General features: G+C 70.3%; 14 protein-coding genes, 1 tRNA gene and 1 rRNA gene. 3 read left to right on the top strand and 13 right to left on the bottom strand.

All coding sequences use genetic code 11. The annotated features are described in order from the left end of the window. A partial coding sequence (locus tag ACTWQE_RS28180; RefSeq protein ID WP_443331881.1) for an Lhr family ATP-dependent helicase occupies positions 1 to 1,522 on the top strand: 1,522 nt, incomplete at its 5' end. A gap of 286 nt (positions 1,523 to 1,808) precedes the next feature. Next, complete coding sequence (locus ACTWQE_RS28175) at positions 1,809 to 2,612, top strand: DNA-formamidopyrimidine glycosylase family protein (protein WP_443331880.1); 804 nt, start codon at positions 1,809 to 1,811, stop codon at positions 2,610 to 2,612. Positions 2,613 to 2,788: 176 nt separating this feature from the next. On the opposite strand, the gene ACTWQE_RS28170 is transcribed toward ACTWQE_RS28175, so the two are convergent. From ACTWQE_RS28170 to ACTWQE_RS28125, 10 genes are all read right to left on the bottom strand, one after another. Continuing rightward, positions 2,789 to 3,160, bottom strand: a complete 372-nt coding sequence (locus ACTWQE_RS28170) for a hypothetical protein (RefSeq protein WP_443331879.1) — start codon at positions 3,158 to 3,160, stop codon at positions 2,789 to 2,791. Positions 3,161 to 3,334: 174 nt separating this feature from the next. Continuing rightward, a complete protein-coding gene (locus ACTWQE_RS28165) occupies positions 3,335 to 3,805 on the bottom strand; it encodes a Dps family protein (RefSeq protein ID WP_443331878.1) in 471 nt (156 codons plus the stop codon). 207 nt (positions 3,806 to 4,012) lie between these two features. After that, positions 4,013 to 4,396: a helix-turn-helix domain-containing protein gene (locus ACTWQE_RS28160; RefSeq protein WP_443331877.1), complete on the bottom strand. Its 384-nt coding sequence runs from the start codon at positions 4,394 to 4,396 to the stop codon at positions 4,013 to 4,015. 109 nt (positions 4,397 to 4,505) lie between these two features. Continuing rightward, positions 4,506 to 5,021: a CinA family protein gene (locus ACTWQE_RS28155; RefSeq protein WP_443331876.1), complete on the bottom strand. Its 516-nt coding sequence runs from the start codon at positions 5,019 to 5,021 to the stop codon at positions 4,506 to 4,508. Continuing rightward, on the bottom strand, positions 5,018 to 5,692 hold the full coding sequence (gene pgsA, locus ACTWQE_RS28150) for a CDP-diacylglycerol--glycerol-3-phosphate 3-phosphatidyltransferase (RefSeq protein ID WP_443331875.1): 675 nt from the start codon (positions 5,690 to 5,692) through the stop codon (positions 5,018 to 5,020). The genes ACTWQE_RS28155 and pgsA overlap by 4 nt, the downstream gene beginning before the upstream one ends. Next, positions 5,689 to 7,170: a 30S ribosomal protein S12 methylthiotransferase RimO gene (rimO, locus tag ACTWQE_RS28145; RefSeq protein WP_443331874.1), complete on the bottom strand. Its 1,482-nt coding sequence runs from the start codon at positions 7,168 to 7,170 to the stop codon at positions 5,689 to 5,691. The genes pgsA and rimO overlap by 4 nt, the downstream gene beginning before the upstream one ends. A gap of 73 nt (positions 7,171 to 7,243) precedes the next feature. Then, positions 7,244 to 8,062 carry a helix-turn-helix domain-containing protein gene (locus ACTWQE_RS28140; RefSeq protein ID WP_443331882.1) on the bottom strand — a complete coding sequence of 273 codons (819 nt, stop codon included), beginning with the start codon at positions 8,060 to 8,062 and terminating at the stop codon, positions 7,244 to 7,246. Between the two features lie 189 nt (positions 8,063 to 8,251). Next, a complete protein-coding gene (locus ACTWQE_RS28135) occupies positions 8,252 to 11,041 on the bottom strand; it encodes a DNA translocase FtsK (protein ID WP_443331873.1) in 2,790 nt (929 codons plus the stop codon). 119 nt (positions 11,042 to 11,160) lie between these two features. Then, a complete protein-coding gene (locus tag ACTWQE_RS28130) occupies positions 11,161 to 11,838 on the bottom strand; it encodes a response regulator (protein ID WP_443331872.1) in 678 nt (225 codons plus the stop codon). Positions 11,839 to 12,074: 236 nt separating this feature from the next. Next, positions 12,075 to 17,588 (bottom strand): HAMP domain-containing protein, encoded by a 5,514-nt coding sequence (locus ACTWQE_RS28125; protein ID WP_443331871.1) that lies wholly within the window; start codon positions 17,586 to 17,588, stop codon positions 12,075 to 12,077. A gap of 425 nt (positions 17,589 to 18,013) precedes the next feature. On the opposite strand from ACTWQE_RS28125, the gene ACTWQE_RS28120 reads away from it, so the two are divergent. Further along, a complete protein-coding gene (locus ACTWQE_RS28120) occupies positions 18,014 to 20,659 on the top strand; it encodes a SpoIIE family protein phosphatase (protein WP_443331870.1) in 2,646 nt (881 codons plus the stop codon). 73 nt (positions 20,660 to 20,732) lie between these two features. Here ACTWQE_RS28120 and ACTWQE_RS28115 read toward each other — a convergent pair. The 3 genes from ACTWQE_RS28115 to rrf all read right to left on the bottom strand — a co-directional run bounded on the left by ACTWQE_RS28115 (position 20,733) and on the right by rrf (position 21,817). Further along, a tRNA-Thr gene (locus ACTWQE_RS28115) sits at positions 20,733 to 20,805 on the bottom strand. 90 nt (positions 20,806 to 20,895) lie between these two features. Continuing rightward, complete coding sequence (locus tag ACTWQE_RS28110) at positions 20,896 to 21,594, bottom strand: DegT/DnrJ/EryC1/StrS family aminotransferase (RefSeq protein ID WP_443331869.1); 699 nt, start codon at positions 21,592 to 21,594, stop codon at positions 20,896 to 20,898. 106 nt (positions 21,595 to 21,700) lie between these two features. After that, positions 21,701 to 21,817, bottom strand: a 5S ribosomal RNA gene (rrf, locus tag ACTWQE_RS28105). Positions 21,818 to 21,824 lie beyond the last annotated feature (7 nt).

The raw sequence follows: 21,824 nt of genomic DNA, 5'->3' as shown, positions 1-21,824 counted from the left end.
CGGGGCGCTGCACCGGCTGGCCGCCGCCGGCCGGGTGGTCCAGGGTGAATTCCACCCGGCAGGGATCGGCCAGGAGTGGTGCGACAGCGGGGTCCTGCGCCGGTTGCGGCGGCGCTCCCTGGCCGCCCTCCGCCAGGAGCTGGAGCCCGTACCGCCCCCGGTGCTCGCTTCCTTCCTGCCCCAGTGGCAGCACATCGGCACCCACAGCCTGCGCGGCATCGACGGCCTGGTGCGCGCCATCGAGCAGTTGCAGGGCGCCCCGGTGCCCGCCTCGGCCCTGGAGAAGCTGGTGCTGCCGTCCCGGGTGACCGGCTACTCCCCCACGATGCTCGACGAGCTGACCGCCGCCGGGGAGGTCGTCTGGGCGGGGGCGGGAGCGCTGCCCGGCAAGGACGGCTGGGTGTCGCTGTTCCTCGCCGACGCCGCGCCCCTGCTGCTGCCACCGCCCCATCCGCTCGAGACGGGACCGGTCCACCAGGCGGTGCTGGAGGCACTGTCCGGTGGTTACGGGCTGTTCTTCCGGCAGATCGCCGACCAGGTCCGAGCCGTGCACCCCGAATGCACCGACCCCGAACTGGCCGACGCCGTCTGGGACCTGGCCTGGTCCGGCAGACTCACCAACGACACCCTGTCCCCGCTGCGCTCCCTCCTGGGCTCCGGCCGCACCGCGGGGGCCACCGCGCACCGCGCGAAGCGCTCGGTCCCCCGCGGCCGGTACGGCACCCTCACCGGCCGTACACTCCGGCCCCCCGCCTCGCGGACCGGCCCCCCGACCGTCGCGGGCCGCTGGGCCCTGCTGCCCGAGCGGGAGACCGACACCACCCACCGCGCCCACGCCCTGGCGCGCACGCTCCTGGACCGGCACGGCGTGGTGACCCGCGGCGCGGTGTCCGCCGAGGGCGTGGAGGGCGGCTTCTCCGCCGCGTACCGCGTGCTGTCCGCCTTCGAGGAGACCGGCCAGGCCCGTCGCGGCTATGTGGTCGAGGGGCTGGGTGCGGCGCAGTTCGCGATGGACGGCGCCGTGGACCGGCTCCGCGCGGTGGGCACCGCCCGGGACCGCGACGCGGCGGAGAGTCCCGCGGCTCCCGTGTTCCCCGGTGACCGCCGCGCCCCGGACACGGCCCGGCGGGGCCGTGCCGTGGTGCTGGCCGCCGCCGACCCCGCCAACGCGTACGGCGCGGCGCTGCCCTGGCCCGAGCCTCCCACCGGCGCCGGACACAAGCCGGGCCGCAAAGCCGGTGCGCTGGTGGTGCTGGTCGACGGCGATCTGGCCCTCTATGTGGAGCGCGGCGGCAAGACGCTGCTGGCCTGGCCGGGGGCCGGCACGGACAGCCCGGACAGCGACGCCCGGCTGCATCTGGCCGCGGAGGCGCTGGCGGCAGCGGCCCGGGACGGCGCGCTCGGCACCGTCACCGTGGAGCGCGCCAACGGCTCCCCGGCCCTCTCCTCCCCCATCGGCCGTGCCCTGGAGTCCGTCGGCTTCCATGCCACTCCCCGAGGTCTCCGGCTGCGAGGAGCCTGAGCGCGAGCGCCGGGACAGGGCCGGGCCCGGCCGACGTGACGTATCCGCCCGGCGGGGACGGGCAGCGCCCCCCCCCGCCACGCCCTCCGCCGTGTTGCCAGGGCGTCCGTGCAGCCCGCCCCGGCCCTCGGCACGGCCCGTCCCGGAGAGCTCCTCCACCTCGCACCCGCGGGAACCCGAAGCCCTCCTCCGGACGCGGTCCGGGGAAGTCGCGACCCCGTACCTCGGTCGCACAGGACCCAGCCGACCCAGCCGACCGAGGCCTTCCCGACGGCATCATGGCTGCATGCCCGAAGGAGACAACGTCTGGCGGACCGCCCACCGGCTGCACACGGCCCTGGCGGGCGAACGGCTGCTCCGCTCCGATCTGCGCGTACCACGGCTCGCCACCGTCGACCTGGTGGGCCGCGAGGTCCTCGAGGTCGTCTCACGGGGCAAGCACCTCCTGGCCCGGATCGAGGGCGGCCTGACGCTCCACTCCCATCTGCGCATGGACGGCTCCTGGCATCTCTACGCCCCCGGCGAGCGCTGGCGCGGCGGCCCCGAGCACCAGATCCGCGCCATCCTGAGCACAGCGGCCCGCACCGCGGTCGGCTACCGCCTCCCTGTGCTCGGCCTCCTCCGGACAGCGGACGAGGACAGTGTGGTCGGCCATCTCGGTCCCGATCTCCTCGGCCCGGACCGGGACGCGGACGAGGCACTCGGACGGCTGCTCGCCGACCCGTCCCGCGCTCTGGGCGAAGCGCTGCTCGACCAGCGCAATCTGGCGGGGATCGGCAATGTCTACAAGTCCGAGCTGTGCTTCATGGCCGGTTCGACCCCCTGGCTGCCTGTCGGCCAGGCCCCCGCTCCGGACCGTCTGGTCGCCTTGGCCAAACGGCTCCTGGAGGCCAACAAGACCCGCTCGGCCCGGGTCACCACCGCCGACGACCGTCGCGACCACCGGCTCTGGGTGTACGGCAGGGCGGGGCGGCCGTGCCGACGCTGCGGCGCCACCGTGCTGACCGCGGACCAGGGCGCGGAAGGCCAGGAGCGTGTCACGTACTGGTGCCCGTCCTGCCAGTCCGGCCCTTCACCCCCAGCGAATTGACACACCGTCAGCAGATCCGTGTGTTCACGCCATGGCCGTCACGGCGTACGAACGCACCGCCGTACGGCCCGGCATCCGGGGCCGACGCGGTCACGCCCGCCGGATCCGCAGCGCCCCATCACCGATCCCCACGCCCCCAGGCACAGCACACGACCGGACGAACGACGGCGCCTGCGTCACCTCTGACGCGGGTCGCCGAACCCGGGGCCGTCGCGCAACGCCGTCCTGTATCCGGCCGCGGACGCCGCGTCGTTCACCATGCCGGATCCCGCGTCCCAGCGGCGGCGCCGCCATGCACGGGCGACCCTGCGCGCGACCCCTGCCGCCGCAGCTCCACCGGCTCCCGCGGCAGCGGTCTTCGGCACGCAGTGGACCGGCAGCAGACTCAGCCCCCAGCCACCCGCGGCGACCACCGCCTCGACGGGACCGGCCTCGGCCGGCTGCGCCACCAGGCGCAGCACGGCCCAGCACCAGATGGCGGCCAGCACCGGTGCGACGAACCGCCGGGCGACTCGCCCCGCCGGTATTCGGTCCGGACCGGGGCTCACCGTACGAACCCCCCGGTTGCCTATTCGGACCAGATCTCGCCCCCGGGCGTCCCGCCGTACCATCGCTGCCTCCTCCGGCCGACGACCCGTCGGCAGGATCGCTCCTCATGGGGGCGCACTGAGGCGGATCAGCGCTCAACGCCGGGCTCGCGCGCCTCAGCCCCCTCCATCACGTCAGACGTTCTCGGCCTGGAACATCCAGTGGTGCTTCTCCAGGTCGGCCGTCAGTCCGATGAAGATGTCCTGGCTGACGGGGTCGGGCTTCTCCGTGGACTCGATCCGCTCCCGCATCCGGGTGATCACCGAGCCCAGCGCGGTGACCAGCGTCTGTACCGCGTCCGTGTCCTTGATCCAGCCGTCGGGGCTCGTGGTGATACCGCTGCTCTTGGCGACGGTGCCGGATCGTCCGTCCGGAGAGATCCCCAGGGCCGCGGCCCGCTCGGCCACGGTGTCGGCATGCTGCCGGGCACTGGCCACCACGTCGTCGAGCTGCAGGTGCACGGAGCGGAAGCGCGGTCCCACCACGTTCCAGTGGACCTGCTTGGCCAGCAGCGAGAGGTCCACCAGGTCCACCAGTCCGCCCTGGAGGGCCTCGCCGACGGTCTTGAGGTCCTGGTCGGAGAGCGGGCTCTTGACGACAGTCATCCGAATCCTCCTGCTGCGTTGTGACGTTCCTCTCAACCATCGCATACCCGGCCAAGAGGGGGCATTCCTGGGATGTTCGTCACATGCCCGGTACGCCTTCGGCGTCCGGGCACACGGCACGCCTACCCCGAAACGACGCACTGAGCCCCGGTCGGCGGTGCCGACCGGGGCTCAGTGGATTGATTGCCGGGCTATGGGCTGTGCGTGTCAGGCGGCGACGACGTCGACGGCCTCCGCAGGCGCCTTGATCGTCACTCGCTCCTCCGGGACGCCCGTCACGGACGTCACGGAGACGGAGTTGAGCATGGGTCGCATCGGCGCAGGTACGGTCTCGGTCGCTGCCGCGGACTGCGCCAGCTCGGCCAGCGACAACTCGTCGCTCACCTCACGCATGACTTGGGACATTCGCACGTCCAGCGCGTCGCAGATCGCGGAGAGCAGTTCGGAGGAAGCCTCCTTCTGCCCTCTCTCGACCTCCGAGAGGTAGCCGAGGGAGACCCGCGCCGACGAGGAGACTTCGCGCAGGGTTCGGCCCTGGCGCTGGCGCTGCCGACGCAGCACGTCACCCAGCAGGCGACGGAGCAGAATCATCGCTGGCTCCCTCCTCGGGCCTCGGATCCGGATCCTTCTCGCCCCACCGTACCGCCTCGGGCGGCAGCCGTGCGGGGAGCGATGACGTGTTCACTCAGGGCTGCAAACATCAACTCCCCCCTCTCTGTTCCGTATCCTGTGCCCGCACATTTTCGATCAGTTCCCCCAGAAGCAGTCTCAGGGCCGCCTGCACGCTCTCCGAACGGATACCCGCTCTGTCGCCGTCGAGACTCAGCCGCAGTCCGCCCACGCCCCCCCGGGGGCCCGCCACGGCCACATGCACCGTGCCCACCGGCTGCCCGTCCTGCGGATCCGGTCCGGCGACGCCGGTGGTCGACACTCCCCAGTCTGCGCCCATCAGCCGCCGTACGCCCTCCGCCATCTGGCGGGCGACCTCGGCATCGACGGCCCCGCGCTCGGCGAGGAGCACGGCGTCCACGCCCAGCACCCCCCGCTTCACTTCGCTCGCATAGGCGGTCACCGAGCCGCGGAAGGCGCGCGAGGCCCCGGGGACCCCGGTCAGCTCCGCCGCGACCATGCCCCCGGTCAGCGACTCGGCGACGGCGAGGGTCTCGCCACGCGCCACGAGCAGCTCGAGCACGTCAGCGGCCCCGCCGCCGGTCATCGCGCCGCGCCTCCGGCCGTACGCTCGCGCTCCGCGGCCAGCCCGGCCCGCCGCAGCACCACGGCCTGCCGTATGTAATCCAGGCCGGTGACCACCGTCAGTACGACAGCCGCGGCCATCACCCAGAAGCGCAGCGTGGCCAGCGCCCCCGTCAGAGCCAGGATGTACATCCCGACCGCGGCGCCCTGAGTGAGAGTCTTCAGCTTGCCGCCCCGGCTCGCCGGGATGACACCGTGCCGGATCACCCAGAACCGCATCAGGGTGATCCCGAGCTCCCGGAAGAGGATGACGCCCGTGACCCACCAGGGCAGGTCCCCCAGGCCGGAGAGGCAGACGAGCGCCGCCCCCATGATGGCCTTGTCGGCGATCGGGTCGGCGATCTTGCCGAAGTCCGTGACCAGGTTGTACCGCCGTGCCAGATGGCCGTCGAACAGGTCGGTGATCATGGCGATCGCGAAGGCCGCCCAGGCGAACGCGCGCCACTCCGGGTCGTAGCCGCCGTTGTGGAGCATCAACAACACAAAGCCGGGCACAAGGAGCAGCCGCGCCATGGTGAGGATGTTGGCGATGTTCCACAGTCCGGCCTGCGGAGCCGCCGGCGCACCCACCGAGCCGCCCCGCACCGGCGCGCGGCCGGGGCCGCCCGCTGCGGACGCGGGGACTCCGCTCATGCGGCCGCCTCCTCGTCAGGACACTCTCCACCGGCAAGCGGCTCGGCCACCAGGTCGACACCTTCGGTCGCCACCACCTTGGCTTCGACGATACGGCCGGGAGCCAGCCCCTGGGAGGCCGTCAGGACGACCTGGCCATCGGTCTCCGGCGCCTGGTGCGCGCCCCGTCCCACGGCGCCGTCCACCTCGTCGACCGTCTCGACGAGCACCTCCACCGTCTCACCCAGCCGCTCCTCGGCGCGCTGTGCGGTCAGCTCCTCCGCGAGCCGGGAGATATGCGCCAGCCGCTCCGCGATGACGTCCTCGTCGAGCTTGTTGTCGTAGGTCAGCGCCTCCGTGCCCTCCTCGTCGGAGTAGCCGAAGACACCGATCGCGTCCAGTCGGGCTCCGGTCAGGAACCGCTCCAGCTCGGCCAGGTCCTCCTCGGTCTCGCCGGGGAAGCCGACGATGAAGTTCGACCGGGCGCCGGCCTGCGGCGCCTTCGCCCGGATCTGGTCCAGCAACTCCAGGAACCGGTCGGTGTCGCCGAAGCGCCGCATCGCGCGCAGCACGCCGGGCGCCGCATGCTGGAACGACAGATCGAAGTACGGCGCGACTTTCGGCGTCGAGGTCAGGACGTCGATCAGACCGGGGCGCATCTCCGCGGGCTGCAGATAGCTGACCCGGATGCGGTCGATCCCGTCGACCTCGGCCAGCTCGGGCAGCAGCGTCTCCAGCAGCCGGATGTCCCCGAGGTCCTTGCCGTACGAGGTGTTGTTCTCGGAGACCAGCATGACCTCCTTGACGCCCTGCTCCGCCAGCCACCTGGTCTCGTTCAGCACATCCGAGGGGCGGCGGGAGACGAAGGACCCACGGAAAGCCGGGATGGCACAGAAGGAACAGCGCCGGTCACAGCCGGAGGCCAGCTTGACCGAGGCCACGGGGCCGCCGCCCAGCCGTCGGCGCAGCGGCGCCCGCGGCCCCGAGGCGGGCGCGAGGCCCTCCGGCAGGTCCTCCGGAACGGGCGCGAGGTCGCCGTGGCCGGGCAGCGCCACAGCGGCGTCCTGACGGTCGGCCGGGCTGATCGGCAGCAGTCTGCGCCGGTCGCGCGGAGTGTGGGAGGCGTGCACGCCCCCGGACAGAATCGTCCGGAGGCGGTCGGAGATGTTCGTGTAGTCATCGAAGCCGAGCACGCCATCGGCCTCGGGCAGTGCTTCGGCGAGATCCTTGCCGTACCGCTCGGCCATGCAGCCGACGGCGACCACGGCCTGCGTACGACCGTGGTCCTTGAGGTCGTTGGCCTCGAGGAGGGCGTCGACGGAGTCCTTCTTCGCGGCTTCGACGAAGCCACAGGTGTTGACAACGGCGACATCGGCGTCGGCGGCTTCCTGGACGAGCTCCCACCCATCCGCCGCCAGACGGCCTGCGAGCTCCTCGGAGTCCACCTCATTACGGGCACAGCCGAGGGTGACAAGAGCGACGGTACGGGGTTCGGGCATGAGCTCAGCCTACTTTGTCCCGGCGACGTCCTCCGCTGCCAGGGTTGCCCTGTCCGCCCCGACGGGCCCTGCCTCAGCCCGCCTGCGGGTCTCCCTTGGTGTAGCTCAGCCGCTGGACCTGGCCCTGCTCGCCGCGGTCGTCGATCTGCTTGCCGTTGACATAGAGCTTGATGGCGCCTGCGTTGCCCAGCACCAGGTCGATCCGCTGTTCGTCGGTGAACGTCTTGGAGGCGCCCTGCTTGAGCACGCCCTCGTGCATCAGCCGACCGCTGTGGTCCTTCGCCGAGATCCAGCTGGAGCCGTTCTCGGCGGTGAGCTTGACGGTCACCTTGTCGGCCGGCACCGCCGCGATGGCGCTGTCGGACGGCTCCGGCTTGGGCTGGGACGGCTTCTTCTCACTGGGGCCGGCGCTGGGCTTCGCCGGGGGAACGTCGCGCGCCACCGACTTTCCACTGCTCTTGTCGTTGCCGCTGAACACGGTGAACCCGACGAACGCGACCACGACGACGATCGCCGCGACCATCGCGGCCGTCCAGTTGGGACGGCGCGGCTCGGGGCGGATGCGCTCGGCCTCGAACAGCGGCGCCGCCGGGGTCGGCTCCGGCCGCCCGCCGTGCTCGGCGTCGTACCGCTCGACCAGGGCGGTGGAATCGAGACCGACCGCGCGGGCGAGCGTACGGATGTGCCCGCGCGCATAGACGTCACCACCACATCGGGTGAAATCGTCCTGTTCGATCGCGTGCACAATCGGGATGCGCACCCGCGTGGTCGAACTGACCTCATCAACGGTCAGTCCTGCGTCGATACGGGCCTGCTGAAGTGCACGCCCGACGGTGGGCCGGTCGTCCTCGACGGAAGGCCGGTCGTCTTCGGGGGAGTTGCCGATGGACACGGGGGCGCCTTTCGAGCGTGTAGCCACCTGCTGGATGTTCAGTCTAGGGGTGGTACGAAAGGGTGGGGCAACCGGGAGGACGGAGTTTGTACGCCATCGGAATGGCCGCGCCACCCCAGGATCGCCTACCCACTCGTTCTTCCCTTCAACATGACGTATAGGCAGGGGAAACGGTTGCCCGCTTCCCTCTTACGGGGGAGTCTCCCCGCGGATCACCGCGAGCACTCCGTCCAATTCATCAGGCTTGATCAGGACATCGCGTGCCTTCGAGCCCTCGCTCGGTCCCACGACGCCGCGCGACTCCATGAGATCCATCAGCCGGCCCGCCTTCGCGAACCCCACCCGCAGCTTCCGCTGCAGCATCGAAGTCGAGCCGAACTGCGTCGAGACCACGAGCTCCGCGGCCTGGCAGAGCAGATCCAGGTCGTCGCCGATCTCCTCGTCGATCTCCTTCTTCTTGGCGGTCCCCACCGTGACGTCGTCACGGAAGACCGGCGCCATCTGCGCCTTGCAGTGTTCGACGACGGCGTTGACCTCGGCCTCCGTCACAAAGGCGCCCTGCATCCGGACCGGCTTGTTCGCGCCCATCGGCAGGAACAGCCCGTCCCCCTTGCCGATCAGCTTCTCGGCGCCCGGCTGGTCGAGGATGACCCGGCTGTCGGCGAGCGAGGACGTGGCGAACGCCAGCCGTGAGGGCACATTGGCCTTGATCAGGCCGGTGACGACATCGACGCTGGGCCGCTGGGTCGCCAGGACCAGATGGATTCCGGCGGCCCGGGCCAGCTGGGTGATCCGGACGATCGCGTCCTCCACGTCGCGCGGGGCGACCATCATCAGGTCGGCGAGCTCGTCGACGATCACCAGCAGATACGGGTACGGCGACAGCTCCCGCTCGCTGCCCTCCGGGGCCTTCGCCTTTCCGCTGCGCACCGCCGCGTTGAAGTCGTCGATGTGCCGGAACCCGTAGGCGGCCAGGTCGTCGTAGCGCAGGTCCATCTCCCGTACGACCCACTGCAGCGCCTCGGCGGCGCGCTTGGGGTTGGTGATGATCGGGGTGATGAGGTGCGGGATGCCCTCGTACGCGGTCAGCTCGACGCGCTTGGGGTCCACCAGCACCATCCGGACGTCCTCCGGGGTGGCCCTGACCATGATCGAGGTGATCAGACAGTTGACGCAGGAGGACTTGCCGGAGCCGGTGGCGCCGGCGACCAGGACGTGCGGCATCGTCGCCAGGTTGGCCATCACATAGCCGCCCTCGACGTCCTTGCCCAGCGCGACGAGCATCGGGTGATCGTCCTCGGCGGCGTCAGCCAGCCGCAGCACGTCACCGAGGTTGACCATCTCGCGGTCGGTGTTGGGAATCTCGATACCGACCGCGGACTTCCCCGGAATCGGGCTGATGATCCGGACGTCGGGACTGGCGACGGCGTAGGCGATGTTCTTGGTGAGCGCGGTGATCCGCTCGACCTTGACGGCCGGGCCGAGCTCGACCTCGTACCGGGTGACCGTCGGGCCGCGGGTGAAGCCGGTGACGGCGGCGTCGACCTTGAACTCCGAAAAGACATTCGACAGCGAGGCCACCACGGCGTCGTTGGCGGCGCTGCGCGTCTTGCCCGGGCCGCCGCGAACGAGGAGATCGAGCGACGGCAGCGCGTACGTGATGTCCCCGGAGAGCTGGAGCTGTTCGGCGCGGGCCGGAAGGCGCCCGGCGGACTCGGGTGCGGCCTTCGTCAGGTCCGGCACTCCGGCGTCGGACCCGTCACCGCCGTTCGTACGGCCCGGGGCCGCGGGCTCCGGCGCCGCGGTGTCCTGCTCGGCGCCTCGGGCGGCCGGCACCCCGGCGGTCCGCTCAGCGGAGACGGAGTGGCTCAGTCCGGCGACGAGCGGTGAGGGCTGGACGCCGTGCAGTACGGCTCCGTCCAGCGCGGCGGCCGCGGCCGCCGCCACGTCGACGGCGTCCATCGGCCGGTCCGGCACGGGCTGCGACGACGGCTTGCGCGCCCGGCGCCGCTGGGAGAGCGCCTCGTCCTCGGCCTGGTCCGGATCCGCCGCCGCGGCCCCGGCGCGGGACCCACGGCGCCGCGGTCGCCGGGCGGGCGCCTCGCGCCAGTCCTCCGCGTACGCCTCGTCCGCCTCGGCGGCGTCCCGGTCCTCGGACTCCTCGTCCACGATCCCGAGCTTCGAACCGAGGAGCCGCAGCCGCTGGGGGATCGCGTTGACCGGCGTCGCCGTCACCACGAGGAGCCCGAAGAGCGTGACCAGAACCAGCAGCGGCACGGCCAGCACATCACCGACCGTGAAGATCAGCGGTGTGGACGCGGCCCAGCCGATCAGCCCGCCCGCGTCCTGGACAGCCGCAGTACCCTGATCGCGCCCGGGCGACCCGCACGCCATATGAACCTGGCCGAGCACTCCGATGACCAGAGCCGAGAGCCCGATGACGATCCGTCCGTTCGCCTCCGGCTTCTCCGGGTGCCGGATCAGCCGTACGGCGATGGCCCCGAGCAGTACCGGCACCAGCAGATCGAGGCGGCCGAACGCCCCGGTCACCAGCATCTCGACGAGATCGCCGACCGGGCCCCGCAGATTCGACCAGGTGCCGGCGGCGACGACCAGTGCGAGACCCAGCAGCAGCAGCGCGAGCCCGTCCTTGCGATGGGCGGGGTCGAGTCCCTTGGCGCCGCGCCCGATCCCCCGGAACATCGCGCCGACCGCATGGGCCAGCCCGAGCCACACCGCACGAACGAGCCGGTAGACGCCGTTGGTCGGTGAAGGCGCGAGCTTCGGTGCCGCCGTCCGGCCCGCGGCCTTTTTCGCGGGCGCCTTCTTGGCAGGCGCCTTTCTCGCGGGCGCCGCGCCCTTCTTGGCGGGTGCCTTCTTCGCAGCTGTCTTCTTGGCGGCGCTTCCGGTACGGCCGGCGCGCGGCTTCGAGGTGCCCGCCGTGCCCTGGGAACCCTTGCCGGACGTACGTGAGGCCATGGTGATGAGGTTACCGGGGGCGGACCCGTGGGACACGCGTGCCCACGGGTTAACCCGTTCGTGTCGTACCCGGATTGACGGCGCGGTGACGCCCCGTCAACACATCGATGACGTCGTGGTCAGTTCTGGGAGGAGACCGCCGACGCACCGCTCCCCGTACCCGGTTCGAGAGCGTCCAGGGCCCGTCGCAGTCCGGTGAGTTTGCGCTCGAGATGTGCGGCGGTGGCGACGGCCGCCGCGTCCGCGGACTCGTCGAGCTGCTTGGACAGCGCCTCGGCCTGCTCCTCCACCGCGGCCAGCCGTGCCGACAGCTCCGCCAGAAGACCCGCGGGCTCCTTGCTGTCCCCCGGCGCCGGCTGGCTGCCCTCCAACTGCAGCCGCAGCAACGAGGCCTGCTCCCGCAGCTGGCAGTTCTTCATATAGAGCTCGACGAACACCGAGACCTTCGCCCGCAGCACCCACGGGTCGAACGGCTTGGAGATGTAGTCCACCGCACCGGCCGCATAACCACGGAAGGTGTGGTGGGGACCGTGGTTGATGGCCGTGAGGAAGATGATCGGGATGTCCCGCGTCCGCTCACGCCGCTTGATGTGCGCCGCGGTCTCGAAGCCGTCCATGCCCGGCATCTGGACATCCAGCAGGATGACCGCGAAGTCGTCCGTCAGTAGCGCCTTGAGCGCTTCCTCCCCTGACGATGCCCGCACCAGGGTCTGATCGAGCGCGGAGAGAATGGCCTCCAGCGCCAGCAGATTCTCCGGCCGGTCATCGACCAGGAGGATCTTGGCCTTCTGCACCATGCCCCGTCCTCCTCGTCCCGGCTTGGGGTCTCCCCAGCTCATGGAGCTGGGGAAAGCACCGGGCGCCGCCCCAGGGGACGACTCCCTTGCGCCGCCCGTCCTTGTGCCGGTCATGGTAGCCGCACCCCGCCTGTCGCCACACCCTGTCACCGCGATGTCACTGTGCACGTAGCAGAAACGCGGTGGAAGACCAGAAGGTTCCCCGGATACCGCGTTCCCACACGTGTTCGGAACGCTCAGTCAGCGGCGGGCCGCATCCACCGCTGCATCACCGAGAGCAGATGGTCCGTGTCGACCGGTTTGGTGACATAGTCCGACGCGCCCGACTCGATGCTCTTCTCCCGGTCTCCCTTCATCGCCTTGGCCGTGAGCGCGATGATCGGCAGCCCGGCGAACTGCGGCATACGACGGATCGCGGCGGTCGTCGCGTAACCGTCCATCTCCGGCATCATGATGTCCATCAGAACGACCACCACATCGTCGTGCTGCTCCAGGACTTCGATGCCCTCGCGCCCGTTCTCCGCGTACAGCACCGACAGCCCATGCTGCTCCAGCACGCTGGTCAGCGCGAACACATTGCGGATGTCGTCGTCGACGATCAGCACCTTCTCACCGTGGAAGCCGCCGTCGAAGCCCGCCTCCACGATGTCCTGGCCCTGGGCCGGCCACGACTCCTGTGGAGCCGCCTCCGGCTCGCGGTGCTCCGGGGCCGGGTGGCGCTGCCCGTGATGGGCCACGGAGCGCCGGCGCAGCCGTGTGAGCCCTCCGGCACCCCTCCTGGGGGCCGGATGCGGGACGGCGGCCGGAGCCTCGATCTCCTTCGGCTCGGCCTCGACGGCCCGCGCCCCGAGCAGCGGGTCACCGCCCGGCGCCGCGAGCGACCCGGCGCCGGTGGGACCGGCGGGCGCCAGCTGCGGGTAGCCCTGCGGCGGCAGTTCACTGGGGTAGAGCGGCAGGTACAGCGTGAACGTGGAGCCGCGTCCGGGCTCGCTCGCCGCGTGGATCTCCCCGCCCAGCAGCCGCGCGATCTCCCGGCTGATGGAGAGTCCGAGGCCCGTACCGCCGTACTTCCGGCTCGTGGTGCCGTCCGCCTGCTTGAAGGCCTCGAAGATCACCCGCATCTTGCTCGCCGCGATCCCGATACCGGTGTCGGTCACCGAGAAGGCGATCATGTCGGCGTCCGGGTCGCGCAGCGAGCCGTGTTCGAGCAGCTGTTCGCGGATGGCGTTCGGCACATCCCCGCCGGCCGGCCGGATCACCAGCTCCACTGCCCCGCCGTCGGTGAACTTCACCGCGTTCGACAGCAGATTGCGCAGTACCTGAAGCAGCCGCTGCTCGTCGGTGTGCAGCGTCGCGGGCAGCTCCGGCGAGACCCGTACGGCGAAGTCCAGGCCCTTCTCCGCCGTCAGCGGGCGGAACGTCGCCTCGACGTAGTCCACCAGCTGGACGAGTGCGATCCGCGTCGGGCTGACATCCATCTTGCCCGCCTCGACCTTGGACAGATCGAGGATGTCGTTGATCAGCTGGAGCAGGTCGGAGCCCGCGCCGTGGATCGTCTCGGCGAACTCCACCTGCTTCGGGGAGAGATTGGAGTCGGCGTTGTCGGCGAGCAGCTTGGCCAGGATCAGCAGCGAGTTGAGCGGGGTGCGCAGTTCGTGCGACATATTGGCCAGGAACTCGGACTTGTAGCGCATCGAGACGGCCAGCTGTTCGGCACGCTCCTCCAGGACCTGCCGGGCCTCCTCGATCTCGGTGTTCTTCACCTCGATGTCCCGGTTCTGCTGGGCCAGCAGCTCGGCCTTCTCCTCCAGTTCCGCGTTGGACGACTGGAGCGCCTTCTGCCGGTTCTCCAACTCCTCCGAGCGCTCCCGCAGTTGCTCGGTGAGCTCCTGCGACTGCTTCAGCAGCACCTCGGTCTTCGTATTGACACTGATGGTGTTGACGCTCGTCGCAATCATCTCGGCGATCTGGTTGAGGAAGTCCTTCTGGATCTGCGCGAAGGGCTGGAAGGAGGCCAGCTCGATCACGCCGAGGACCTTGCCCTCGAACAGCACCGGCAGCACGATCACATGGGCCGGCGGCGCCTCCCCGAGACCGGAGGCGATCTTCAGATAGCCCGGTGGCACGTTCTCCACCAGGATCGTGCGCTTCTCTTCCGCGGCCGTGCCGATGAGCGTCTCGCCCGGCCGGAAGGAGGTCGGCATGGAGCCCATCGCGTACCCGTACGAGCCGATCATGCGCAGCTCGTAGGAGCCGTCCTCGGCCGGGGCGCCGACCTCCGCGGTGTCGCCGGTGGGCATCGCGAGGAAGAACGCGCCGTGCTGCGCGGAGACGACCGGGGTCAGCTCGCTCATGATCAGCCCGGCCACGTCCTTGAGGTCGCGGCGGCCCTGCATCAGACCGGAGATTCGGGCGAGGTTGCCCTTGAGCCAGTCCTGCTCCTTGTTCGCGAGGGTGGTCTCGCGCAGGGTGGCGATCATCGTATTGATGTTGTCCTGGAGCTCGAGGATCTCGCCCGCCGCGTCCACGTCGATCTTCAGATTGAGGTCGCCTCGGGTCACCGCCGCGGCCACCGCGGCGATCGCACGCACCTGACGGGTCAGGTTGCCCGCCATCTCGTTCACCGATTCGGTGAGGTCCTGCCAGGTGCCGTCCACATCGCGGACCCGGGCCTGACCACCCAACTGGCCTTCCGTACCCACCTCGCGGGCCACTCGCGTGACCTGCTCGGCGAACGAGGACAGCTGGTCCACCATCGTGTTGATGGTCGTCTTGAGCTCGAGGATCTCGCCCCGCGCATCGATGTCGATCTTCTTGGTGAGATCACCCTTCGCGATCGCCGTGGTGACCATGGCGATATTGCGGACCTGCCCGGTCAGGTTGGACGCCATCGAGTTCACCGACTCGGTGAGGTCCTTCCACGTACCGGAGACGCCCGGCACCCGCGCCTGGCCGCCGAGGATGCCCTCGGTGCCCACCTCACGGGCCACCCGCGTCACCTCGTCCGCGAAGGACGACAGGGTGGTCACCATGGTGTTGACGGTGTCGGCGAGCTGGGCGACCTCGCCGCGCGCCTCCACCGTCACCTTCTTCGTCAGATCACCGTTGGCGACCGCCGTCGCCACCTGGGAGATGTTGCGCACCTGAATGGTCAGGTTGTTGGCCATCAGGTTGACGTTGCCGCTGAGGTCCTTCCAGATCCCGGTGACTCCGGGCACCCGGGCCTGGCCGCCGAGCTGACCCTCCGTACCCACCTCACGGGCCACCCGCGTGACCTGCTCGGCGAACGAGGACAGCTGGTCCACCATCGTGTTCACGGTGGTGACGAGTTCGAGAATCTCGCCCTTGGCGTCGACCGTGATCTTCTTGGACAGATCGCCCTTCGCCACGGCCGTGGTGACCTCGGCGATATTGCGAACCTGGGAGGTCAGGTTGTTCGCCATGAAGTTGACGGACTGGGTGAGGTCCTTCCAGGTGCCGGAGACCCCCTGCACCTCGGCCTGGCCGCCGAGGATGCCCTCGGTGCCCACCTCGCGCGCCACCCGCGTCACCTGGTCGGCGAAGGAGGACAGCTGGTCCACCATCGTGTTGAGGGTGTTCTTCAGCTCCAGGATCTCGCCACGGGCGTCCACGTCGATCTTCTGCGAGAGATCACCGCGCGCCACCGCCGTGGCGACCTGAGCGATATTACGGACCTGGGCGGTGAGGTTGCCCGCCATGCCGTTCACGGAGTCGGTCAGATCGCGCCAGACACCGGCCACGCCGGGCACCTGGGCCTGGCCGCCCAGCCGGCCGTCCGTACCGACCTCGCGGGCCACCCGGGTCACCTGCTCCGCGAAGGCCGAGAGCTGGTCGACCATCGTGTTGATGGTGTTCTTCAGCTCCAGGATCTCGCCACGGGCATCGACTTCGATCTTCTGCGAGAGATCACCGCGCGCCACCGCCGTGGTCACCTGAGCGATGTTGCGGACCTGGGAGGTCAGATTGCCCGCCATGAAGTTGACGGAGTCCGTGAGGTCCTTCCAGGTGCCGGACACACCGTCCACCCGCGCCTGACCGCCGAGGCGGCCCTCGGTGCCCACGTCCCGCGCCATCCGCGTGACCTGGTCGGCGAAGGAGGAGAGCTGGTCCACCATCGTGTTCACGGTGTTCTTCAGCTGGAGCATCTCACCGGAGACATCGACGGTGACCTTCTGCGACAGATCACCGTTCGCCACCGCCGTCGTCACCTGGGCGATGTTGCGCACCTGGCCGGTGAGGTTCCGGAAAGCCGTGTTCACGGAGTCCGTGAGGTCCTTCCAGGTGCCCGCGGCCCCCGGCACCTGCGCCTGACCGCCGAGCTCACCTTCCACGCCGACCTCACGTGCCACACGCGTCACTTCGGCGCCGAAGGAGGAGAGCTGGTCCACCATCGTGTTGACGGTGTTCTTCAGCTCCAGCATCTCTCCGGCCACATCGACGGTGACCTTCTGCGACAGATCACCGTTGGCCACCGACGTCGTCACCTGCGCGATGTCCCGCACCTGCGTGGTCACGTTACGGAAGGCCGTGTTCACGGAGTCCGTGAGGTCCTTCCAGGTGCCCGCGGCGCCCGGCACCTGCGCCTGACCGCCCAGCAGACCCTCGGCCCCGACCTCGCTCGCTACCCGGGTGACCTCGTCGGCGAACGTCCGCAGGGTCTCCGTCATCGTGTTGATCGTCTCGGCGAGCTGGGCGACCTCGCCGCGCGCACTCACCGTGACCTTCTGCGACAGATCGCCGTTCGCCACCGCCGTGGTCACCTGGGCGATCCCGCGTACCTGCGCGGTGAGATTGCCCGCCATGAGGTTGACGGAGTCGGTGAGGTCCTTCCACACCCCGGCCACACCCGGCACCTTGGCCTGGCCGCCGAGCTCACCCTCCGTACCCACCTCGCGGGCGACCCGCGTCACCTCGGAGGAGAAGGAGGAGAGTTGGTCCACCATCGTGTTGACGGTGTTCTTCAACTCCAGCATCTCTCCGGCCACATGAACCGTGACCTTGCGGGACAGATCACCCTTGGCGACCGCGGTGGTGACCAGAGCGATGTCCCGGACCTGAGCGGTGAGCCGGTACGCCATCGTGTTGACGGAGTCCGTCAGGTCCTTCCACGAACCCGACATGCCCCGGACCTTGGCCTGGCCGCCGAGCTTGCCCTCGGTCCCCACCTCGCTGGCCACCCGCGTCACCTCGTCGGTGAACGCCGACAGCTGGTCGACCAGCCCGTTGACCGTACGGCCCACCTTCAGGAACTCGCCCCGCAGCGGATGCGCCGTGCCTTCCGGGCCCAGCGCCCGTAGATCCATCCGCTGCTCGAGGTCGCCCTCGGAGACCGCCGACAGCACACGGCCCACCTCGGACACCGGCCGTGCGAGATCGTCCACGAGCGCGTTCGACGCGTCGATCGCCGCCGCCCACGAGCCCTCGCAGGCGCCCGTCTCGAGCCGCTCCGTCAGCTTCCCCTCACGGCCGACCACTCTCCGCACCCGGGCGAGCTCCCCCGTGAGGTGGAGATTCCGGTCGGCCACCTCGTTGAAGACAGCGCCGATCTCGGCCATCAGGCCCTCACCCGACACGGTCAGCCGCTTGCGGAAGTTGCCTTCCCGCATCGCGACCAGCGCGGTGAGCAATCTGTTCAGCGCCGCCGTATCCACTTCGGTCGTCCCGTTGCTACGGGATCGTCCGCCTTTTGCGCGCGTGCTTGCGCCCCGCGCCGCTGCGCCAGACTCCACCGTGTCCCTCCCGCAGGGTCGACCGTCCTAGCCAAGCTTTCCGTTCAGCCTGCCCAGTGTTTCACCCTGGCCCTACCAGGCCATAACAGTTCGGCAGCATCGCACACCCGCCTACCGCACTCTCCCGGCGGAAACACATGCGACCGGCATCCGCACGGACGGCGAAGGTAAGTAACCTGGCATCCGGCTGTCCATCCGCCCGGCTGTCGGAGGGCGGTGCGGTGACGACTACAAGGCATCGGAGGGGCGCCGGGACGGGGTCCGTCCGGCCACAGGGAGCGGGGATGAAGGAGCGGGGCGAGGGCTTGGTCCGGCAAGGCATCACAGAGAGTGAGATGAGCCACTCGCCGGACGGACGCGGCGGCACCGCGCTTCCCGACCCCGTGGACGGTGGGCCCACCGCGGAGCGGGGCGCGGAAACACGCATGAGGAGACCAGTGATCACCGCTCGCGCCACGGCCACGTTCGAGCCGGTCGGACGCTCGGTCGCCATCGCCCGTGCGTTCGTCCGGGACACCCTCCAGGGCTGGGGTCTCTCGGACATCGTCGACGACGCCGTCGTCCTCACCAGCGAGCTGGTGACCAACGCCGTGGTGCACGCGGGCACCGCGGCCGACGTGCTGTGCCTGCGTACGGACCAGGGCGTACGGGTCGAGGTCGCCGACCAGTACCCCGAACGGGAACTTCCGCTCCAGAGCAGCGGCCGTCATATCGCCCACCCCGACCGGGAGGGCGGCCGCGGTCTCCTGCTGTGCGGCGCGCTCGCCACCTGCTGGGGCGTCGAGTACACCCCCACCCGCAAGCAGGTCTGGTTCCAGCTCGATCTCACCGAGCGCCTCGCCGGGACCCGCTCGGCCGGTCCGGCCCTCCCGACCGACGCCCTTCCCGTGGCCGCCTCCCGGGTCCGGGTCGCCGTCGTCCAGATCGATCGCACCGGCGCGGTCAGCTCCTGGAGCGACGACGCCCAGGAGCTCTTCGGGTTCGCCTCCGAGCAGGTCATCGGCAAGCCCCTCACCGACTTCGCCGCCTGGCCGCACACCCCCGGCACGGGCACCGGCATCGCCGAGGCCCTCCAGCTCTCCCGCTGGGAGGGGTCGTACGGCATCAGGGACACCGACGGCCGTGTCGTCCCCGTCTACGCCTCCCACCTCCGGGTGCGGGACGCCGAGGGTGAGCCCTCCACCGTCTGTCTGATGGTCCGCGATCACGAGCGCGCCGTTCTGCAGGCCACGCTGCGCGCCCCTGCCGCCCGTGACAGTTCCGCGGCCTCCGGCGACGGCCGCGGACCGGCCATGGATCCCTTCGAGGTCTTCATCGGCTCCCCCGCGCCGGACGACCTCGACGGCCTCCTCCAGCGCACGGTCGAGCGCGCCCGCGACATGCTCGACGGCGACGCGGCGTATCTCCTGCTGGCGACGGACGACGAGACCGAACTGGAGGTCCGCGCCTCCACCGGCCTGCCCTCCGCCCGCCAGCGCTTCGCCCGCGTCCCCGTCGAGGCGGGCACGGGCCGCTACGGCTCCGCCCGGATGCCGGCCGTCCACGAGGACCTCACCGTCGTACCCGGCGCCGTGCCGCTCCTCGGCGGCACCGGTATGCGCTCCGTCGTCACCGTGCCCCTCAAGGTCGAGGGACGGCTCACGGGTTCACTCGGTGTGGCCGCCGAGGCCCCGGGCCGCTACACCAACGAAGAGGCGCTGCGCCTGCAGTTCGCCGCCGACCGCATCGCACTGGCCGTCGAACGTGCCCGGCTCACCGAGCTCGAACGCCTGCGCCGTGGCTCGCTCTCCTTCCTCGTCGAAGCCTCCGACCTCCTCGCCGGCACCCTCGACCGCGACCAGACCCTGGCCCTCATGGCGCAGATGACGGTCCCTACCCTCGCCACCTGGTGCGCGGTCTACACCGTCGCCGACCAGTCGACCGAACCCGAGCTCTCCTACGTGCTGCACGAGGACGAGGACCGTATCGACGGCCTCAAGACGCTGCTCGGCAAGGTCCCGCCGCCGGACCCGGTCCCGACGCCCGGCGCCCGCGTCTGGACCGCGCCCAGCGACGCCGCACACTCGGCGGCTCTGCGCTCCTCCCTGCGGAACCTCGGCCTCGGCAACCCCTCCCATCTGGCCGCCGGGCCCGGCCCCTCGCTCGCGACCGCTTCCGCCGTGGGCGGGGAGACCGTCGTCCTACCGCTGGTCGCCCGCAACCGCGTCATCGGCATGCTGACGCTCGGCAAGCCCTCCGAGGAGCACTTCCGCCAGGAGATCCTCGAACTCGCCGAGGACCTCTCCCGACGGGCCGCTCTCGCTCTCGACAACGCGCGGTTGTACTCCGAGCGCACGGCCATCAGCCAGTCCCTCCAGCGCAGTCTGCTGCCGCCCGAGCTTCCCGAGGTCCCCGGCGTCGAGGTCGAGGTCATCTATCGCGCGGCCGGCGAGGGCAACGAGGTCGGCGGCGATTTCTACGACATCTTCCCCATCCGCGACGGCGCGTACGGCTTCGCCATCGGCGACGTCTGCGGCACCGGCCCGGAGGCGGCGGCGGTCACCGGTCTCGCCCGGCACGCCCTGCGCCTGCTCGCCCGCGAGGGGTTCGGCGGGCCCGCCGTACTGGAGCGGCTCAATGCGGCCATCCTCGACGAGGGCGCCCGCAGCCGCTTCCTCACGCTCCTCTACGGCGAGTTGTGGCCGCAGCACGACGGCAGCGCGGTCCTCAAGGTGGTCTGCGCCGGACATCCGCTGCCGCTGCGGCTGCGCCAGGACGGCAGCGTGGAGCCGGCAGCGGAACCGCAGCCGCTGCTCGGTGTGATGGACGATCTGGAGCTGTACGAGCAGACAGTGACCCTCGATCCCGGTGATGTCCTGCTGTGCGTGACGGACGGGGTGACCGAACGCCGCGAGGGCACGCGCATGCTGGGCGACGATGGTCTGGTCGATGTTCTGACGACCTGTACGGGACTCACGGCCGGGGCGGTTGCGGCGCGCATCCTGCGGGCGGTCGAGCGGTTCGCCGCGGAACCCGCCTCGGATGACATGGCGATCCTGGCAATGCGCGTCCCGGAGCTGCAGAAGGACTGAGCGAAGGGTGAAGCTCCGCAGCAGCCACTGAATGACGAATGCCCCCGCCATCCGGCGGGGGCATTCATTCTCGAGCCCCAATACGGAATCGAACCGTAGACCTTCTCCTTACCATGGAGACGCTCTGCCGACTGAGCTATTGGGGCGCAGCGACGGCATCGATCCTACCCGAACTCGCATACGCTCCTGACCACCCGTCCCCCTTCACGGCGGGCGCGGCCGACGGACCGTAACTCCTAGGCCGGCTGGAGAAGTCCGCCCAGTGCGTTGCAGCCGGCGGCGACCCGGTGCAACTCACGGCGGGTCATTCCCGCGTCGACCGGGAGAGCCAGGCACTCGTTGGCCGCCCGTTCCGTCTCCGGCAGCCACACATCGCGGCGGAAGAGCGGCATCCGGTGCACCGGAGTCTGTACGGGCACGCGGCAACGCACTCCCCGGGCCCGCAACGTCCGGGCGAAGGCGTCCCGGTCGGGCCGCCCGTTCCCGGGGACCCGTACGACGTACTGCAGGAAGGTGTGGCCGGCACCGGGCCGGATGCGCGGGGTGACGACATCGGTGAGCCGCTGGGTGAGATAGGCGGCGTTCGCCTGGCGCATCGCGGTCTCGGTCGAGGAACTCTCCTGTTCCACATGCTCGACAACGGCCAGGCCCCACCGCTGGGCGAGCCGACTGATACGCCCCATGTCCGCGCGATGGCCGAACTGGTGAACCGGTACGACGGCTGCTGTACGGGGTGTCACCACGGCTTCGACCGCGGCCGGGTCAAGGCAGAAGGTGTCGGCGTCTATATCGGCGAACACCGGCACTCCGCCGACCTGTCGTACGGCGTCCACCACCTCGACGGACCCGTACGACGGCACGATCACCTCCATGCCGTGTACGCCCGCGCTCGTCAATGCTCGATGCAGTGCATCTACAGGATGTCCCAGTCCCATGCCATGGATCGTGCCCGGGCAATGTGAACACCAAGTGGCGGGCACCACAACGTGAGAAAGCCCTGTCGGGAACCGGAGTTTCCGACAGGGCTTTCTCTCAATGATTGTTCGGCGGCGTCCTACTCTCCCACAGGGTCCCCCCTGCAGTACCATCGGCGCTGAAAGGCTTAGCTTCCGGGTTCGGAATGTAACCGGGCGTTTCCCTAACGCAATGACCACCGAAACTCTAT

It is taken from the genome of Streptomyces sp. 8N706 (genome assembly GCF_052245415.1).
In the GTDB taxonomy this organism is placed as follows: Bacteria; Actinomycetota; Actinomycetes; order Streptomycetales; family Streptomycetaceae; genus Streptomyces.
Note: the sequence above shows the minus strand (reverse complement) of the source record. Positions and strands in the feature narration are given on the sequence as shown.

Excerpts from the sequence above, each read along its gene's own strand:
- ACTWQE_RS28175 (WP_443331880.1), top strand. The coding sequence starts at position 1,809 with ATGCCCGAAGGAGACAACGTCTGGCGGACCGCCCACCGGCTGCACACG.
- ACTWQE_RS28165 (WP_443331878.1), bottom strand. The coding sequence starts at position 3,805 with ATGACTGTCGTCAAGAGCCCGCTCTCCGACCAGGACCTCAAGACCGTC.
- ACTWQE_RS28160 (WP_443331877.1), bottom strand. The coding sequence starts at position 4,396 with ATGATTCTGCTCCGTCGCCTGCTGGGTGACGTGCTGCGTCGGCAGCGC.
- ACTWQE_RS28155 (WP_443331876.1), bottom strand. The coding sequence starts at position 5,021 with ATGACCGGCGGCGGGGCCGCTGACGTGCTCGAGCTGCTCGTGGCGCGT.
- pgsA (WP_443331875.1), bottom strand. The coding sequence starts at position 5,692 with ATGAGCGGAGTCCCCGCGTCCGCAGCGGGCGGCCCCGGCCGCGCGCCG.
- rimO (WP_443331874.1), bottom strand. The coding sequence starts at position 7,170 with ATGCCCGAACCCCGTACCGTCGCTCTTGTCACCCTCGGCTGTGCCCGT.
- ACTWQE_RS28135 (WP_443331873.1), bottom strand. The coding sequence starts at position 11,041 with ATGGCCTCACGTACGTCCGGCAAGGGTTCCCAGGGCACGGCGGGCACC.
- ACTWQE_RS28130 (WP_443331872.1), bottom strand. The coding sequence starts at position 11,838 with ATGGTGCAGAAGGCCAAGATCCTCCTGGTCGATGACCGGCCGGAGAAT.
- ACTWQE_RS28120 (WP_443331870.1), top strand. The coding sequence starts at position 18,014 with ATGAGGAGACCAGTGATCACCGCTCGCGCCACGGCCACGTTCGAGCCG.
- ACTWQE_RS28110 (WP_443331869.1), bottom strand. The coding sequence starts at position 21,594 with ATGGGACTGGGACATCCTGTAGATGCACTGCATCGAGCATTGACGAGC.